The sequence below is a fragment of the Dubosiella muris genome (assembly GCF_004793885.1).
In the GTDB taxonomy this organism is placed as follows: domain Bacteria; phylum Bacillota_I; class Bacilli_A; order Erysipelotrichales; family Erysipelotrichaceae; genus Dubosiella; species Dubosiella muris.
The window spans coordinates 37,062-52,897 of record NZ_SRYG01000020.1 but is presented as its reverse complement, the minus strand read 5'-3'; the positions used below and the strand labels follow the sequence as shown (position 1 = coordinate 52,897).

Genomic DNA, 15,836 nt, shown 5'->3' with positions numbered 1-15,836 from the left:
GTGTTTCTGGTTTTGAGAGATCGAACGACCACCTTGCCGCTGGCGAGGTTTTTTTGTGCTGTTTTAATCAAAAAGAAAAAGTCGATCGCTTACGCTTTCGCAATCGACTTTTTTATAAGAAACAGCAGCCAGACCAACCCAATCGCCAGCAAAATATGGCCGATCCCGGCAATTCCCGAAATCGCGGCGTTAGCTGCCGAACTCAGATTCATCGCTTTGACGGTGCAAATGCCGCGGACAAGAAACAAAAGCTCGGTCCAGTTTAATCCGATTTGATACAGCGCAAGAACAAGGCCGCTTCTTTTTTGGCTTGAGAAACCAAACGATTGCTCGAGGGTAATCAAAAGCAAAAACATCAACGCGCCCAGCACGATGTAGTGGACATGCATCACCCGTAAGGAGGAAATTCCTGTAAAACCATTCCATTTTGTGAATTCACGGTAAAAGACGCCCGAGGCCAAACCGAGAATCGCGTAGAGGATAGAAAGGTTTATCCATTTCTTTTGAATTGTTTTCATATTCTTCACCTCACTCCGTATTATAATAAAAAAGAAAAAAAGAAGGAAATTCGTTTGAACACAAAGGAGGAAATGTATTGATGCGAACTTTGCGAAAAGCGCAAAAGGCGGACATTCCCGCTTTGATCCGCCTGCTTCATCAAGTCAACTCGATTCACGCCCAGGGACGCCCCGACTTGTTCCGGCCGGACACGACAAAATACGACGAACAGGAACTTGGGGCGATTTTGGACAATCCCCAAACGCCGGTTTTTGTTTGCTGCGAAAACGACGAGGTCCAAGGGTATGCGTTTTGCGTTCATCAGCGGCATGCCGGCGACCGGCTCTTCGCCGACATCGAAACGTTGTATATCGACGATATTTGCGTGGATGAACAGGCGCGTCACCAGCACATTGGCAAGGCGCTGTACGATTTTGTGCTGGCATACGCTCGCGAACGCGGCTGCTACAACGTAACGCTCAATGTGTGGTCGCTCAATCCGGGCGCGCAGGCGTTTTACGAAAGTCTGGGAATGAAGCCATACAAAATCGGAATGGAAACGATTTTGTAGCGTGCGTTTTCCGTTTAGGTCCGATCCATTGGGAAAGGACTTTTTTTGTGAAACATTCCCGGCTTTTCGCCGCTAGTGCCTGATGGAAACGGCTTCCCAAACCGTGTTATAATAGAACCCGGAGAATACAATGATGGAAACCATACAAACTTCTTTATTTGATGAGGATAACGAGCGTGAAAAACCTGGCGAAGTCTTTCAGCCCCTGGCCGACCGGATGCGGCCGGAAACGCTGGAAGAATACGTCGGGCAAAAGCAGCTTGTCGCCCAAGGCAATTTGCTTTGGCGGATGATTGAAAACGATCAAATCACGTCCATGATTTTTTGGGGACCGCCCGGTGTAGGCAAGACGACGCTGGCGCGGATTATCGCCAAACAGACCCAGTCGCATTTTATTGATTTTTCCGCAGTGCAAAGCGGAATCCGCGAAATCAAGGAAGTGATGAAAAAAGCCGAGCAAAACCGGATGGCAAAAGAGAAGACGATCGTTTTTGTCGACGAGATTCATCGCTTCAACAAAGCCCAGCAGGACGCCTTTTTGCCATACGTGGAAAAAGGCAGTATTATTTTGATTGGCGCGACGACGGAAAACCCGAGCTTTGAAATCAATTCCGCACTTCTTTCCCGCTGTCGAACGTTCGTGCTCAACTCGCTGGACACCCAGGATTTGATCCAGCTCATTCACACGGCGCTTGATTCCCCCAAAGGCTTTGGCGCGACTACGATTGAAATCGAGGAAGAGGACATCGCGGCGATCGCCGCCTTTTCCAACGGGGACGCCCGCTTTTGTTTGAACACCCTGGAAATGGTCGTATACAATTCCCCCAGCGACGTTTACGGCATTCACGTTTCCAAAGACATTTTAAAGCAGTGTTTGCAGCGCCGCTCGCTGCTTTACGATAAAAAAGGCGAGGAACACTACAATATCATTTCCGCGCTCCATAAAAGCGTTCGAAATTCCGATGTCGACGCCGCGATCTACTGGCTGGCCCGCATGCTGGAAGGCGGAGAAGACCCGCTGTATGTCGCCCGCCGCCTCGTTCGCATGGCGAGCGAAGACATTGGCATGGCGGATTCCAGAGCGCTGGAAATTTGCGTGGCGGCTTACGACGCGGCCCATTATTTGGGGATGCCCGAATGCAATGTCCATTTGACTCACGCGGTCGTGTATTTGTGTCTGGCTCCGAAATCAAACGCGCTGGAAACCGCGTACAACGCCGCGAAGGCGGACGCGCTAAAAACGCTGAACGAACCGGTTCCAATGCAAATCCGAAACGCGCCGACCCGGCTCATGGAAGATCTGGGGTATGGAAAAAACTACGAGTACTCGCACGATTTCGCGTACCACATGACGGATATGCAGTGCCTGCCGGACGCGCTCAAAGACCGGCACTACTACACCCCAGGCGATCAGGGGTCGGAAATTAAAGTAAAACGGCGCCTTGAGCAAATCAAGGCGATCAAGGATCATTATGCCCAAATCAGGAGGAAATCATGAAATTTGAAATCCATTCATTACAGGAAACGAAAAATTTTGCCCAGGCGATGGCCGCGCGAATCCAGGGCCACGATCTCGTGGTTTGTCTTAGCGGGGATCTGGGTGCCGGAAAAACGACGTGGACCCAGACGTTTGGAAAAGCGCTTGGCGTTAAAAAAGTCATCAACTCGCCCACGTTTAATATTATGAAAGCGTATCGGCAAGGCGACGGGAAGCCGTTTTACCACATCGACGCGTATCGTCTGGAAGGCATCGACCAGGATCTTGGCTTCGAGGAATGCTTTGACGAGGGGATTTGCGTCGTGGAGTGGTCGCATTTCATCGACAACCAGATTCCGGACGACCATATCGAAATCCGGATCCTGGAAGGAATCGGGGAAGAGCGTTCCATTGAGATGACCGGACTGGGCGAGCAGTCGAAAACCATTGTGGAGGAGTATGAACATGATCACATTATGCATGGATAGCGCGTATAAAAACCTTGTTTTGGGCTTGTATGAGGACGGCCGCTTGCTGGATGGCGTGGCGTTTGAGGCGTTCAAAAAACAAAGTGAGACGATTTTTATCGAATTGGAAAAGCTTTTAAAAAATAACGGGGTGGACTATGCGGATATTGACCGAATCGTCATTACGGACGGGCCGGGCAGCTACACCGGCATCCGGATCGCGATGACCATCGCGAAAGTGCTGAGCACGCAAATGGGGCAGTCGCTCTGCTGCGTGTCCACGATGCAGCTGTATGGCGGCGCCCAAGGAAAGGCGAATGTGATTTTGGATGCCCGCTCGAATCGGGCGTACGTGGCCCATTTGGAAGATGGCGAAATCATCGGGGAAACGTCGATTTTGCCGCTGGAAGACGTGAAAACGTTTGTCGAGGAAAATCCGGGGACGTTGTACGGGGATGCCCACCTCATTGGACAAGCCGGCGAAAAAGCGGATTTTTTGAAAAACTTTATCGAGCTGGAGCCGTTGTACCGCCAAATTGAAAACAAGCACACGCTCGCCCCGCAATATTTGAAGGAAAGCGACGCGTACAAAGTATGATTCGGGAAATGGGAATCGACGACATCGCGCAAGTTGTCGAACTGGAAAAAGAATGTTTCAAAGAGCCGTGGGGCATTGACAACGTGCGATACGAAATCGAGGGCAATCCTTTCTCGCATGGCTGGATCCTGGAGCAGGATGGCTGCATTCACGCGTACGCTTTTTTATGGGAAACCTTTGAAACGGCGCAGCTGGCCCGCATCGGCGTGCATCCGGCCAGACGCCGGCTTCACCACGCGGACACGCTGCTGAAAGCGCTGGAGCGAAGAGCGGCACTGGCGGGCTGCGAAGTCGTGACGCTGGAAGTGCGCAGCTCCAACGACGCGGGAAGAAAGCTTTATGAAAAAAATGGATTCATTCCAATCAATGTTTCGAAAAAATATTATCCGGATGGAGAAGACGCTGTCATCATGACCAAACCGGTAGGAGGGCTGGACTAAAATGATCGTATTGGGAATTGAAAGCAGCTGCGATGAAACCGCGGTTGCGATCGTAAAAGACAAAAAAGACGTATTGTCGTCCATTGTGGCGACACAAATCGACGCCCATAAGGAGTTTGGCGGGGTCGTGCCGGAAGTCGCGAGCCGCATCCATGTGGAAAATATTTCGATTTGCATCGAAAAAGCGCTTCAGGAAGCCGGCCTGACGATGGCGGAAATCGACGCGGTCGCCGTCACGAAAGGGCCGGGACTCATTGGCTGCCTGCATGTCGGTGTGCAAGCCGCCAAAACGCTGGCTTTCGCCTATCATAAGCCGCTTGTGCCGGTGCATCATTTGGCCGGGCACATTTACGCCAACGAGCTCGTTGTCGACTTAAAGTATCCGGTGCTGGCCTTAATTGTGAGCGGCGGCAATTCCGAACTGGTGTATATGAAAGACGAGCATAGTTTCGAGATTTTAGGGGAAACGCAAGACGACGCCATCGGCGAAGCGTACGACAAGGTGGCTCGCGTGCTCGGTCTTGGCTATCCGGGCGGTCCGAAAATCGACAAGCTGGCTAAAGAAGGCAAGCCGGTGTACACGCTGCCGCAGCCCAAAACGGAAGGCCGGTACGATTTCTCTTTTTCGGGATTGAAGTCGGGGGTACTGCAATTTGTAAAGCGGATGGAGCGCAACGGCCAGACGTTCGAGATGGCGGATCTGGCGGCCAGCTTTCAGGAAACCGCGCTCAACGAGATTTTCTCCCGGGTGGAACGCGTGCTCGACGATTACCCGGAAATCCGGCATTTTGTCGTTGGCGGCGGCGTTTCGGCGAACTCGCGGCTGCGTGAAAAAGTGGAAGCGCTGCAAGACAAATACCCGGCCGTTGAATTCACGGTGCCGCCGATGTACTGCTGTACCGATAACGCGAGCATGATCGCGATCGCGGGCCAAATCGCCTACGAGGCGGGCCGGCGCGCGGATGCGGGATTGACGGCGGATTGCAGCTGGGAGATCGAATAAGATGATTCGAATCGCGCAAGTGGAAGACATTCCGGCGATTTACGAGATTTATTGTTTTTATGTGGAGCATGGCGAGGCGCTTTTCGATTTGCGCCCCCAGCCATTCGAGGCGTTTCAAAGGATGTGGAAGCAGCAGCTTGCGATGTATCCGGCGGTCGTGGCGGAACGGGACGGGAGCGTCATCGGCTACGCGGCGGCGCATCCGGCGTTTTCCAAAGACGCGTACCAGTTTTGTATGGAGCTTTCGATTTATTTTATGCCGGGCGACCATTTTGGCTTGGCCGGCCCGCTTTACGAGGCGCTGGAGCGCTTTTTGATCGTGCAAGGATGCCGGTGGATTGTCGCCTGCATTACGGAAACAAACGAGGCGAGCTTGCGCTTTCACGAGGCGCGCGGCTTTGTTTGGAGCGGCGCGCTGCCGGCTTGCGGTCACAAGCATGGCGGATGGCATGGCGTCGTCTGGTATCGCAAAGAGCTGAACGCCGATCCGAAGCGGTGGATCCCGTTTTCGGAAGTGATCGCGTTGGAGGCGAAACGATCGGATTGACAAAAAAGGGGAAGGGGTGGCGAGATGTCGATTTTTACAAAACTCGAATATATGCAGGGCTGGACGCAGGCCGAAAAACAAATCGTGGCTTTGATTTTGGAAGATCCGGCCAACGCGGTCGAATTGACGAGCCGCCAGCTGGCGCAAAAGGCGAACACGTCGCTGTCGACGATTTACCGGGTGTGCGAGAAACTGGAAATTGGCGGGTATGCGGATTTGCGTTTTCAGATCATGCAGGAGCTTCCCAACAAGCGGCAGACGATTTCGGATTACGACGCGCCGTTTGGCGAGCAAAGCACGGATTATGAAGTCATCCAGACGCTGGCGAACCTGGAAAAAGACACGATTGACGAAACGGCGTCTTTTATGGATTTGAATACGCTGCGTCTGATTGTCAATCGAATGGAAATCGCGCAGGATATCAACTTGTACACGTCGACGAAGCATCGCAATCTGGCTCTGAATTTCAAGCAAAACATGGCGCAGCTGCGAAAGCGGGTCCACGTGCTGACGGAAGTGTACGACCAGGAGCTTGCGGCGTTGCAGACGCGCGAGGAAACGATGTCGATCGTGATCACCTACGCAGGCCGGATTCGCGAGGTGAAACCGGTTTTGCGGTATTTGCGAAAGCACGGGCATGTCGTCGTGCTGATTTCCTCGTTGTGGGACAACACGTTTAAGAAGTACTGCGACTACCATCTTGTGATTGCTTCGCAAGAGTCGACGGCCTCGGAGCGGATTGGCCGGTTTTCAAGCAACGTGTCGATCACGTTTATTTTGGATGTGCTGTACAGCTTGTATTTTAAACGGAATTTTCAGGAAAATATGAAGACGCGCACGGAAGGGGCGCCACTGGGGCTTTTGTTGAAAGTGGAAGAGGAAAATGGTGAATGAGATGGTTGAAGCGGTTATTTTTGATATGGATGGATTGATGTTTGATACGGAGCGCATGTTTAAACGACAGTTTCGCAAGGCGCTGGATCAAAACGGGCTGGCGCAGGTGCCGGATACGGTCATCGAGGCGATGATTGGCTGCGATTCGCGGCGGATCGCTTTGTTTGAGGATCGGTTTCCGGGCATTGGTGATGTGATGCGGCGCTGTCAGGAAGAGCGGGCGGATTATTTTTTTCGCTTTTTTCCAACGCCCGGATCGGCGAATAAAAAAGGCTTGCGGCGCTTGATGGGCTATTTGGATCAAAAACAAATTCCGTACGCGATCGCTTCGAGTTCGTTCCGCCATCATATTGAACGGTTTTGCGACTACGCGGGGTTCGCGATGCATCCCAAAGCGGTTTTATCGGGAAAGGATGGCTACCGGTCCAAGCCTGAGCCGGATATTTTTTTGGCGGCGGCCAACGCGCTGGGCGCTGATCCGGCGAACTGTCTTGTGCTGGAAGATAGTAAAAACGGCATTTTGGCCGCGCATCGTGCAAAGATGCAGTCGATTTTTATCCCGGATCAAATCGTGCCGGACGACGAGATGCGCAAGGTGCTTTGGCACACGTGCGCCGATCTTTCGCAAGTAATCGAATATTTAGAAAACACGGGAAGTGTGTTATGATACAAAGGAATGTGAAGGAGAGTAAATCATGCCAGATAAAATCGTAGTGCTGGATTTTGGAAGCCAATACAACCAGTTGATTGCGCGCCGTATTCGAGAGTTCGGTGTGTATTCGGAACTGCACTCCAACGAAATGACGTTGGATGAGATCCTCGCGTTAGGGGATGTCAAAGGAATCGTGTTTTCGGGTGGACCGAACAGCGTCTATGCCGAGGACGCGCCCAAATGCGATCCGGCTATTTTAACGTCGGGAATTCCTTTGTTGGGCATCTGTTACGGGATGCAGCTCGTTCAGCTTGAAATGGGTGGAAAAGTCGAACCGGGAGACAGTTCGGAATATGGAAGAACCCGGATCCAGGTAGAGCGGGAAAGCCTGCTTTTTCACGATCTGCCGGCGGATGAGATCGTTTGGATGTCGCATGGCGACAAGGTGACCGAGCTGGCGCCTGGTTTCGAGATGGTGGCGAAAAGCGAGAACTGTCCGTTCGCGGCGGCGCAAAACGTGGACAAGAATATGTACACCTTGCAGTTTCATCCGGAAGTGCGCCATACGGAATATGGAAACGCGATTTTGAAAAACTTCGTGTTCGAGATCGCGAAGGCGAAACCGAACTGGTCGATGAAGGATTTTATCGCGACGGAGAAGGCGCTCATTCGTGAAAAGGTCGGTACGGACAAAGTGCTGCTTGGTTTGAGCGGCGGCGTGGATTCGAGCGTCGTGGCGGCCCTTTTGCACGAGGCGATCGGCGACCAGCTGATTTGTATGTTCATCGACCATGGCCTGCTGCGCAAAGGCGAGGCGGAATCCGTTATGGAAACGTTTGGCAAAAACATGAATATCAACCTTGTGAAAATCGACGCGAAGAAGCGGTTCATGGACAAGCTGAAGGGCGTGTCGGATCCGGAGCAGAAGCGCAAGATCATTGGCAACGAGTTCGTATACACGTTTGACGAGGAAGTGAAGAAGCTGACGGAAGGCGAGGACATCAAGTGGCTGGCGCAAGGCACGCTGTATACGGATGTCATCGAGTCGGGTACAAAAACGGCCCAGACGATCAAGTCGCATCACAATGTCGGCGGTTTGCCAAAGGATATGCAGTTCCAGCTGATTGAGCCGTTGAACACTTTGTTTAAAGACGAGGTGCGCGCGCTTGGAACCGAGCTTGGCCTGCCGGACGAAATGGTTTGGCGTCAGCCGTTCCCGGGACCTGGTCTTGGTATCCGCATTTTGGGCGATGTGACGGAAGAGAAGCTGAAGATCGTTCGGGACAGCGACTATATCTTGCGTGAGGAGATCGCGAAAGCGGGACTGGATCGCGAGATCTGGCAGTACTTTACGGCGTTGACGAACATGCGCAGCGTCGGTGTCATGGGCGACCAGCGCACATACGACTACGCGGTGGCCATTCGGGCGGTGACGAGCATCGACGGCATGACGGCGGATTGGGCGAAGATCCCGTACGACGTGCTGGATACGATTTCAACGCGCATCGTCAACGAGGTGGATCATGTCAACCGCGTGCTGGTGGACATTACGAGCAAGCCTCCTGGAACGATTGAGTTTGAATAGGGTTTTACTGAAATGATTTGAGCGACAGGCAATGAAAGTTGTTTGTCGCTTTTTATTTGGCAAGTATAAACTGTTTGTGTTTTGTGATAAAATTTGACAATCTCATTTTTGGGCTTGTGGGAAAAATCTACAATCCCGATTTTAAACCTATCGAATTCGATAGGTTTAAAGCAGAATCGAGGGATAATGCGTTTACGCCTTAGCATGGGATAAAAGCAACAGACGCAAGCGGTATCATATCAAAAACTGGCTGATATGGTGGGACTTACGTTGAAAGGTTGAAAATATTAAGGGAAAAAGCATACAGGCAATTAGAGTTGCTTAAAAAGAGTCAAAATACGATTGAAGCACTCAAGAAAAATCTTATTGAAGACGTGGAAACAAACCGTTGATTTTCCAAACAAAATGGCTTATAAACTGAATCCGAGTTTATTGTTTATTATTCACTGTTATAAAGGTAGAATAATAGGGATAAATCGAAGAATTAAAAAAACGAATATGGTAACCTATCATCTCTAAACAAAATTAATTGATGGTTGATATTGAATAAAAGTTTATAGAAATGATTTGAGCGACAGGCAGTATATAATGAATCGCCTGTCGTTTTTATGTGAGAAGATAAACATTTTATCTAGAAAAAGAAGAAGCAGTGAGGTAATGTATAGGCACAAAGATAAAAACACAACGCAAGTCTAACTTGTAGAACTGGTAGGTAGTCCAGTCACACTATTTAGGTGTAAGTAACCCTCCCTCCTTAGGGTCGTCCGTTCTTTGTTCATCACAATCATTTTAAGGAGGAATTGTCGTGAACAAAATTTCGGGAAAGTTAACAGTATTTTTTGAAGACCCTTTTTGGGTAGGTGTGTTTGAACGTGTCGCCGAAGGCAAGCTATCCGTTTGTAAGGTTACGTTTGGGGCGGAACCTAAAGACTATGAGGTTTATGATTTTGTTCTGAAAAATTATCAGCGGCTACGATTTAGTCCGGCTGTGGCAACGGATGGAAAAGAATTAAGCTGCAATCCGAAACGGGTACAGCGTGAAGTGCGGAAACAGACGCAAAATATCGGAATGGGGACAAAATCACAGCAGGCTTTGAAATTACAGCGGGAGCAGTTGAAAATCGAGCGTAGGACTTTAAGCGGAGAGCAACGAAAAACAAAGAAAAAGCGGCAGTTTGAATTGAAACGGCAAAAAAGGAAAAACAAACATAAGGGTAGGTAATACTACCCCTTTTCCTTAGACCATAGGAAGGAGAATATCGTTTGAAAATCATAGAAGTGAAAGAACGGCCGGATGCATTGGTGAACCAGCTGCTGGCTGTATGGGAAAGCTCGGTGCGCGCGACGCATCTATTCCTGTCCGAAGAGGAAATTCAAATGATCAAGGAATATGTACCGCAGGCGTTGCGGGATGTTCCTTGTTTGGTTTTGATCGAAAACAAAAAACAAGTCCCGGTTGGCTTTATGGGGATCGCGAACCAGCATCTGGAAATGCTGTTTATTGCGCAGGAACAACGCGGAAAAGGATTTGGCAAAGCGCTGCTTCAATACGGAATGGATCAATACGCGATTCACGATTTGGCGGTAAACGAGCAAAATCCGCTGGCGAAAGGATTTTACGAGAAGATGGGCTTTGAAGTGTACAAAAGAACGGAATGCGATGAGCAGGGCGGTCCGTATCCGCTTTTGTATATGAAACGAAAGGGAGAATGTATTTGAACGAAAAGAAAAAAGATCCAATCGTACACGAGGTGGACGGGCTTCGCTTCCATCTCAACACGAAACACGATTTTGCATGGCTCAAACGCTACGGGGAGGTGTTTTCCGTCATCGACGCGACCGGCTCCGGATGCGTATGCTTCGGAATGGACGACGGACAGAAAAAACGCTTCGTCAAAGTGGCGGGCATGGATACCGTCGAGGCGGAAATTTCACCCGGTCAGTCCATCGAAACGTTGAAACACGCGGTGAAATTGTATGAAGAGCTAAAACATCCGTATTTGATCACACTGCTTGACGCGTATCCGGTCGAAGACGGTTATGCGGCCGTGTTCGACTGGTGCGAAGGGGACTGTTTGTTTGAACACTGGAATTTTGACCGCTATAAAAACGGACAGACGGATCCGAGAGAACGATTCAAACAATTACCGGCCCTTCAAAAACTCGCTGTGGTGGACGCGATGTTTTCCTTTTTGGAAACCGTGGTCAAAAAAGGGTATGTGGCGGTCGACTTTTATGATGGAAGCCTCCTGTATGATTTTGCGAAAGACCAGATCATGATTTGCGACATCGACCTCTTTCAAAAAGGACCGCTCACCAACGAAATCGGTGCTGACTACTGGGGAACGAAACGGTTGAAAGCGCCCGAGGAATACGAGAAAGGGGCCGTAATCGACGAGCGAACCAACGTGTTTACGCTCGGCGCGCTGCTACTCGATTTTTTCGGGACGTACACGAAAGAGGAAGTGAAGCGCCGATACAAAGACTGCCGCGTTGTGCCTTGCGCGCTTGCTCAATGGTCGCTGAACGAACAAGCGTACGCTGTCGTTTGCCGGGCCGTCGATCCGGCTCCAGACAAACGGTATTCGACGATCGCCGCTTTTCATCGAGCCTGGCAAACCGCGATACACAACGAAAAAAAGCCGTTTTCTGCGTAGAAAAGGGCCTTTTATGAAGCAAGCTTCCTGCTTTTGCGCGTTCACGATCGGCCAGGTCGTGGATAGGGTTTGTTTTGGAAGAGCCGAGCGAAAATATAGAGCGAAACTGTCTGCGGACAGTTTTTTTTTATGACTGGATCTTCGGCTTGTTGAGCACATCGACAATGTCCTGAAGGGCGCGCCCGAGATGGCGCGTCAGGATCTGGCCGATTTCGCGCCGGTCGTTTTCATTGTATTCGTTGAGCAAATAATCGCCTTCGTCGAAGTCGAATGTGATTTCTCCTTGCGCAATCGAGATCTCGATTTCCGCGACGACTTCGGTCATAGCCAGCTTGTATAGCCTTTTTCCTTCCTCTGTTTCGAGAAATTGATAAAAGTTTTCTTTGCCGTTGGCAAGCATTTGACTAATTTGAATGAGGGCGTCGGTGCGAGCTTCCCGTTTTTCATGCAGGCTCATCGTTATCCTCCTTTCCCGGACCGGATTTCATTTGACGGTATTTTTTCGGAGACGATCCGATTTTCTGGGTAAATATTTTTGTAAAGTGAAGCGAGTCCTCAAACCCGACCGAACGGGCGATGACATGGATCGGCAGTTCGGTTTGAATGAGCAGCCGGCACGCCTCCTCCTCTTTCGTTTTCCAAATATACTCTTTCAAGGAAAGGTTCGTTTCCTGCTTGAACAGGCGGGAAAGATAGGAGCGGTGCAGCCCGGTATAGTCGGCGACATCCTGCACCCGGATCGGAACGTCGACGTGGCTCAAACAATACGTCATGATCTCCTTGATGTAGTCTTTGGAACTTCTTTTCGCTTCCTTGTTCTGGTTTGGAAAATGAAGCACCAGAAACGCCAGAAACTTGTACAACACGTGATTCAGCGCGAGATCGCGGATTTCAAAAGGCGACACGTACGCCCGCTGCATTTCAATAAAAAGCAGCGATAAATCGTAGTTTTGCGCGTAGTGTGCGATGGGCGAGTCGAAAAAGGAAGTTCTTCGCAAATACGACTCGATGTCGATGTGCGCGCCCGTCATGCCGATCCATCCATATCCCCAGGGGTCGTCTTTGTCGGCCTCGTAATAAATTTCCTGTCCCGGCACGATAAAAAACAAATCGCCGCGCGACAGACGATACGTTTGCCCGTTCACCTTGAAAATTCCTTTTCCCTGGGTCACGTAGTGGATCATAAAGCTTTTTCGCACCGCCGGACCATACGAATGCCCCGGTTCGCACTCCTCGTAGCCTTGCGTGTACACCATCGCCTCGGCGTTAAAGTAAAAATCCGTCGAATTGGTCGTGATGCGCATAAGTTCTCCTTTCCAAAGTCACATTTTTCCATAATTATATCACAACCATCTATAGGATGGTTGCGCTTTCATCTTTATAATGGTGCTGTCGACATCATAAAACAGAAGGAGAAATACACAATGAACCGATTGACAGACAAATTGATGGAAAAAATCGGCCCGTTTGCCGAAATGGTTTCCACCAACAAATATCTTTGCTCGCTGCGCGATGGTTTCATGGTCGCTTTCCCGGCGACGATGTTCGCGTCCATCGCCATCATCATTCAATACCTGCCCGCTACATTTGGCCTGGAAGGCGTCACGCCGTCGAAGAAATCCTCCCTTCGCGTCCGGTCGTTTTGAACAGCTGGGAAGCGATGTATTTTGATTTGAACGAAAAAAAACTGCTGCGGCTTGCCGAAGAGGCACGCGCCCTCGGGGTGGACTGCTTTGTCGTCGATGACGGCTGGTTCGGCCATCGGGACAACGACCGGTCGTCGCTTGGCGACTGGCATACGGACCGGAAAAAATTTCCGGAAGGGCTTGGCGCGTTCGCCAGGAAGATCCACGCAGCGGGAATGCAGTTTGGCTTGTGGTTCGAGCCGGAAATGGTCAACGAGGACGCCGCGTTTTATGCCGCGCATCCGGCATTTGTCGTCCGTCCGCCGCAAGGCCGGTACAGCTACGGCCGGGGGCAGCTCGTGCTTGATTTTGCCAATCCGGCGTGCGTGGACGCGGTGTACGCGCAAATGAAAACAATCATCGAGCAGACGAAGCTCGACTACATCAAGTGGGACATGAACCGCGATGTGACGGAGGCGTATTCCCCGTATCTCGCGTCGCAGGGGCGCTCGCAAAAGGAATTTTATCACCGGTATATCCAGGGGGTTTACGCGCTACATGAAAAAATCGCGAACGATTTTCCGCATGTGCTTGTGGAAGGGTGCGCGTCGGGCGGGGGCCGGTTTGATGCGGGCATCCTGTATTACGCGCCGCAAATCTGGACGAGCGACAATACCGACGCCTTCGCCCGTTTGGACATTCAGGCGGGATGCGCGCTGGCGTACCCGATGGCGTGCATGTCAAACCATATTTCGGCGGTGCCCAACCACCAGACGTTTCGAAAAACGAGTTTGACGATGCGGGAGCATGTGGCGGTGTTCGGGATCCTCGGCTTGGAACTGGATCTTTGCCAGTGCGCACCAAAAGAAAAGGAGCAGCTGAAAAGGGCGATCGCGGAATATAAAGCGATGCAGCCGCTGATTTTGAATGGCACGTTGTATGTCCATCCGAAACACGAAGGATGGCGGGCGTGGACGGCCATCGCCCGAAACAAGGCGACGTATTTGACGGGATTTTACAGCACGGTGGCTGATTTGCGGGTTTCCCGAAACGAGCGGGTGTGCGTTCCGGGGGTGGAGGCGAACGCGAAATATACGATCGAAGGCTGTTCGATCGACGGCGCGGTGCTCAAAGCGGGCGGCTTGCGGGTGCCGCTACGCTTTAATGGAGCCAACGGCGAGATGGCGGTGCTGAAGGGCGATTTTTGTTCGGCGCTGACCTGGAAAAGGGAGAAGACGGGCGATGAAGACGTTTTTAAAATTCCCGGATGGCTTTTGGTGGGGCGCGGCGATGAGCGGCCCGCAAAGCGAAGGCTGGGCCGGAAAACGATACGAAAACATCATGGACACGTGGTATCGGACGCGAAGGGAGGATTTCTTCGACGGCGTGGGGCCTGACGTGACGAGTGATTTTTTCCACCGGTTCGAGGAGGATTTCCGGCGGATGAAAGAGGCGGGGATCCACTCGTTTCGCACAAGCGTGCAATGGACAAGGCTGATTGCCGATTTTGAAACCGGAAAGCCGGACGCGCAGGGCGTGGCGTTTTACCGCTCGATGATCGAGGCGGCGAAGAAAAACGGGATCGAGCTCGTGCTTAATTTGCACCACTTCGACATGCCGACGATTTTGTTTGAGCGGTATGGCGGCTGGGAAAGCCGGCACGTCGTGGAGCTGTTCGCGAAGTTCGCGAAAACGGCGTTTGAATGCTTTGGAAACGATGTACGTTTCTGGACGACGTTCAACGAGCCGATGGTCATTGTGGATGGAGGATACTTGTATGGCTACCACTATCCGGGTTTGAAAGGCGAAGGCCGCCGCGGCGTGCAGGTTTTATACCATCTTTGTCTGGCGAGCGCGATGGCGGTGGAGCAATATCGAAAGCTGGGCTTGAAGGGAAAAATCGGCTTGATCGTGAATGTGACACCGGCGTATTCGAAATCAAACGGCGAGGCGGACCAAAACGCGGCGCGGTTCTTTGACTGGTTTCATTGGCGGTCGTTTCTGGATGTTAGTATTCTTGGACGTTTCCCCGAAGAGCTGGTGGATGTTTTGCGTCGTGATGGGGTGTTGTGGAACGCGAAGGAGGAAGACGAAGCGCTTTTGATGGCGAACCGGATCGACTTTGCGGGCATCAACTATTATCATCCGACCCGGGTGCAGGCCCCGGATTCGATCACGGAAACGGGCTGGCTGCCGGACCGGTACTACGCGCATTACGACTGGCCGCAAAAGCGAGTCAATGCGTCGAAAAACTGGGAAATCTTTCCTCGCGCGTTGTACGATGTGGCGATGGCGATGAAAACGTTGTATCCCGATACGCCGTGGTTTGTTTCGGAGTGCGGCATAGGGGTGCACGACGAGGAGCGCTTTCGGGATCCGGAGGGCGTGATCGACGATGCGTACCGGATCGCGTTTTTTGAGGAGCATCTCGAATGGCTGCATCAAGCGATACAGGAGGGAGCCGATTGTTTCGGGTTTCATGTGTGGGCGGCGCTGGACTGCTGGAGCTGGAACAACGCGTACCGCAACCGGTACGGTTTGATTGAAGTCGATTTGAGCGATCAAAGGCGAACGATGAAACGATCGGGAACATGGTATCGGAAGGTTTCGATGCGCAATGGATTGGAAAAATAAGAGCCTTCTTTTCAGGCTGCTGGCGAGTCAATGCCGGCAGCTTTTTGTGTTTTCGAGAGTTGGGTGGAATCAAAAAAGGGATAGCGGCTTACTATCCCTTTTGGATGGATCAAGAATGGAATGGCCTATCTTCTTCCTAGAAAAAATCCGACACCGATTCCGATGAGAACGGCGACGACAATAAGAAT

General features: G+C 51.3%; 19 protein-coding genes. 16 read left to right on the top strand and 3 right to left on the bottom strand.

What is annotated here, in order from left to right; translation table 11 throughout:
• Nucleotides 1–89 precede the first annotated feature (89 nt).
• Nucleotides 90–518, bottom strand: coding sequence for a DUF2871 domain-containing protein (locus tag E5336_RS09695; RefSeq protein WP_135980916.1), 429 nt, complete (start codon nt 516–518; stop codon nt 90–92).
• 80 nt (nt 519–598) lie between these two features.
• On the opposite strand from E5336_RS09695, the gene E5336_RS09690 reads away from it, so the two are divergent.
• From E5336_RS09690 to E5336_RS09625, 13 genes are all read left to right on the top strand, one after another.
• Complete coding sequence (locus tag E5336_RS09690) at nt 599–1,069, top strand: GNAT family N-acetyltransferase (RefSeq protein WP_135980915.1); 471 nt, start codon at nt 599–601, stop codon at nt 1,067–1,069.
• A 130-nt stretch (nt 1,070–1,199) separates the two neighbouring features.
• Nucleotides 1,200–2,567, top strand: coding sequence for a replication-associated recombination protein A (locus tag E5336_RS09685; RefSeq protein ID WP_370278754.1), 1,368 nt, complete (start codon nt 1,200–1,202; stop codon nt 2,565–2,567).
• Entirely contained in the window at nt 2,564–3,034 is a 471-nt protein-coding gene (gene tsaE / locus E5336_RS09680) for a tRNA (adenosine(37)-N6)-threonylcarbamoyltransferase complex ATPase subunit type 1 TsaE (protein WP_135980914.1), read from the top strand. The genes E5336_RS09685 and tsaE overlap by 4 nt, the downstream gene beginning before the upstream one ends.
• The gene (gene tsaB, locus E5336_RS09675) at nt 3,012–3,611 is read left to right on the top strand and encodes a tRNA (adenosine(37)-N6)-threonylcarbamoyltransferase complex dimerization subunit type 1 TsaB (protein WP_135980913.1); all 600 of its coding nucleotides are present in this window, start codon (nt 3,012–3,014) and stop codon (nt 3,609–3,611) included. Before tsaE ends, tsaB begins: the two co-directional genes overlap by 23 nt.
• Entirely contained in the window at nt 3,608–4,051 is a 444-nt protein-coding gene (rimI, locus tag E5336_RS09670) for a ribosomal protein S18-alanine N-acetyltransferase (RefSeq protein ID WP_135980912.1), read from the top strand. Before tsaB ends, rimI begins: the two co-directional genes overlap by 4 nt.
• A gap of 1 nt (nt 4,052) precedes the next feature.
• Entirely contained in the window at nt 4,053–5,054 is a 1,002-nt protein-coding gene (gene tsaD, locus E5336_RS09665; protein ID WP_135980911.1) for a tRNA (adenosine(37)-N6)-threonylcarbamoyltransferase complex transferase subunit TsaD, read from the top strand.
• A gap of 1 nt (nt 5,055) precedes the next feature.
• Nucleotides 5,056–5,601, top strand: coding sequence for a GNAT family N-acetyltransferase (locus E5336_RS09660; RefSeq protein ID WP_135980910.1), 546 nt, complete (start codon nt 5,056–5,058; stop codon nt 5,599–5,601).
• A gap of 24 nt (nt 5,602–5,625) precedes the next feature.
• Complete coding sequence (locus E5336_RS09655; RefSeq protein WP_135980909.1) at nt 5,626–6,495, top strand: MurR/RpiR family transcriptional regulator; 870 nt, start codon at nt 5,626–5,628, stop codon at nt 6,493–6,495.
• Nucleotides 6,485–7,162: an HAD family hydrolase gene (locus E5336_RS09650; protein ID WP_135980908.1), complete on the top strand. Its 678-nt coding sequence runs from the start codon at nt 6,485–6,487 to the stop codon at nt 7,160–7,162. Before E5336_RS09655 ends, E5336_RS09650 begins: the two co-directional genes overlap by 11 nt.
• A gap of 28 nt (nt 7,163–7,190) precedes the next feature.
• A complete protein-coding gene (gene guaA, locus E5336_RS09645) occupies nt 7,191–8,732 on the top strand; it encodes a glutamine-hydrolyzing GMP synthase (RefSeq protein ID WP_135980907.1) in 1,542 nt (513 codons plus the stop codon).
• An 805-nt stretch (nt 8,733–9,537) separates the two neighbouring features.
• Complete coding sequence (locus E5336_RS09635) at nt 9,538–9,954, top strand: YjdF family protein (RefSeq protein ID WP_135980906.1); 417 nt, start codon at nt 9,538–9,540, stop codon at nt 9,952–9,954.
• A 41-nt stretch (nt 9,955–9,995) separates the two neighbouring features.
• Nucleotides 9,996–10,451 (top strand): GNAT family N-acetyltransferase, encoded by a 456-nt coding sequence (locus E5336_RS09630; RefSeq protein ID WP_135980905.1) that lies wholly within the window; start codon nt 9,996–9,998, stop codon nt 10,449–10,451.
• Nucleotides 10,448–11,389: a protein kinase family protein gene (locus E5336_RS09625; RefSeq protein WP_277820845.1), complete on the top strand. Its 942-nt coding sequence runs from the start codon at nt 10,448–10,450 to the stop codon at nt 11,387–11,389. Before E5336_RS09630 ends, E5336_RS09625 begins: the two co-directional genes overlap by 4 nt.
• A gap of 127 nt (nt 11,390–11,516) precedes the next feature.
• On the opposite strand, the gene E5336_RS09620 is transcribed toward E5336_RS09625, so the two are convergent.
• Entirely contained in the window at nt 11,517–11,846 is a 330-nt protein-coding gene (locus tag E5336_RS09620) for a hypothetical protein (RefSeq protein ID WP_135980903.1), read from the bottom strand.
• Nucleotides 11,833–12,693: an AraC family transcriptional regulator gene (locus E5336_RS09615; protein ID WP_135980902.1), complete on the bottom strand. Its 861-nt coding sequence runs from the start codon at nt 12,691–12,693 to the stop codon at nt 11,833–11,835. The genes E5336_RS09620 and E5336_RS09615 overlap by 14 nt, the downstream gene beginning before the upstream one ends.
• A 120-nt stretch (nt 12,694–12,813) precedes the next feature.
• On the opposite strand from E5336_RS09615, the gene E5336_RS09610 reads away from it, so the two are divergent.
• Genes E5336_RS09610 through E5336_RS09600 form a run of 3 tightly spaced genes read left to right on the top strand, consistent with a single transcriptional unit; the run spans nt 12,814 to nt 15,648 of the window.
• Nucleotides 12,814–13,035 carry a hypothetical protein gene (locus tag E5336_RS09610; RefSeq protein ID WP_277820844.1) on the top strand — a complete coding sequence of 74 codons (222 nt, stop codon included), beginning with the start codon at nt 12,814–12,816 and terminating at the stop codon, nt 13,033–13,035.
• Nucleotides 13,032–14,411 carry an alpha-galactosidase gene (locus tag E5336_RS12615; protein ID WP_135980901.1) on the top strand — a complete coding sequence of 460 codons (1,380 nt, stop codon included), beginning with the start codon at nt 13,032–13,034 and terminating at the stop codon, nt 14,409–14,411. Before E5336_RS09610 ends, E5336_RS12615 begins: the two co-directional genes overlap by 4 nt.
• Nucleotides 14,305–15,648, top strand: a complete 1,344-nt coding sequence (locus tag E5336_RS09600; RefSeq protein WP_277820846.1) for a glycoside hydrolase family 1 protein — start codon at nt 14,305–14,307, stop codon at nt 15,646–15,648. Before E5336_RS12615 ends, E5336_RS09600 begins: the two co-directional genes overlap by 107 nt.
• Nucleotides 15,649–15,836 lie beyond the last annotated feature (188 nt).

Coding starts and splice junctions, on each gene's coding strand:
- tsaB (WP_135980913.1), top strand. CDS start 3,012: ATGATCACATTATGCATGGATAGCGCGTATAAAAACCTTGTTTTGGGC.
- tsaD (WP_135980911.1), top strand. CDS start 4,053: ATGATCGTATTGGGAATTGAAAGCAGCTGCGATGAAACCGCGGTTGCG.
- E5336_RS09690 (WP_135980915.1), top strand. CDS start 599: ATGCGAACTTTGCGAAAAGCGCAAAAGGCGGACATTCCCGCTTTGATC.
- tsaE (WP_135980914.1), top strand. CDS start 2,564: ATGAAATTTGAAATCCATTCATTACAGGAAACGAAAAATTTTGCCCAG.
- E5336_RS09610 (WP_277820844.1), top strand. CDS start 12,814: ATGAACCGATTGACAGACAAATTGATGGAAAAAATCGGCCCGTTTGCC.
- rimI (WP_135980912.1), top strand. CDS start 3,608: ATGATTCGGGAAATGGGAATCGACGACATCGCGCAAGTTGTCGAACTG.
- E5336_RS09685 (WP_370278754.1), top strand. CDS start 1,200: ATGATGGAAACCATACAAACTTCTTTATTTGATGAGGATAACGAGCGT.
- E5336_RS09620 (WP_135980903.1), bottom strand. CDS start 11,846: ATGAGCCTGCATGAAAAACGGGAAGCTCGCACCGACGCCCTCATTCAA.
- E5336_RS09660 (WP_135980910.1), top strand. CDS start 5,056: ATGATTCGAATCGCGCAAGTGGAAGACATTCCGGCGATTTACGAGATT.
- E5336_RS09615 (WP_135980902.1), bottom strand. CDS start 12,693: ATGCGCATCACGACCAATTCGACGGATTTTTACTTTAACGCCGAGGCG.
- E5336_RS09655 (WP_135980909.1), top strand. CDS start 5,626: ATGTCGATTTTTACAAAACTCGAATATATGCAGGGCTGGACGCAGGCC.
- guaA (WP_135980907.1), top strand. CDS start 7,191: ATGCCAGATAAAATCGTAGTGCTGGATTTTGGAAGCCAATACAACCAG.
- E5336_RS09650 (WP_135980908.1), top strand. CDS start 6,485: ATGGTGAATGAGATGGTTGAAGCGGTTATTTTTGATATGGATGGATTG.
- E5336_RS09600 (WP_277820846.1), top strand. CDS start 14,305: ATGAGCGGCCCGCAAAGCGAAGGCTGGGCCGGAAAACGATACGAAAAC.
- E5336_RS09695 (WP_135980916.1), bottom strand. CDS start 518: ATGAAAACAATTCAAAAGAAATGGATAAACCTTTCTATCCTCTACGCG.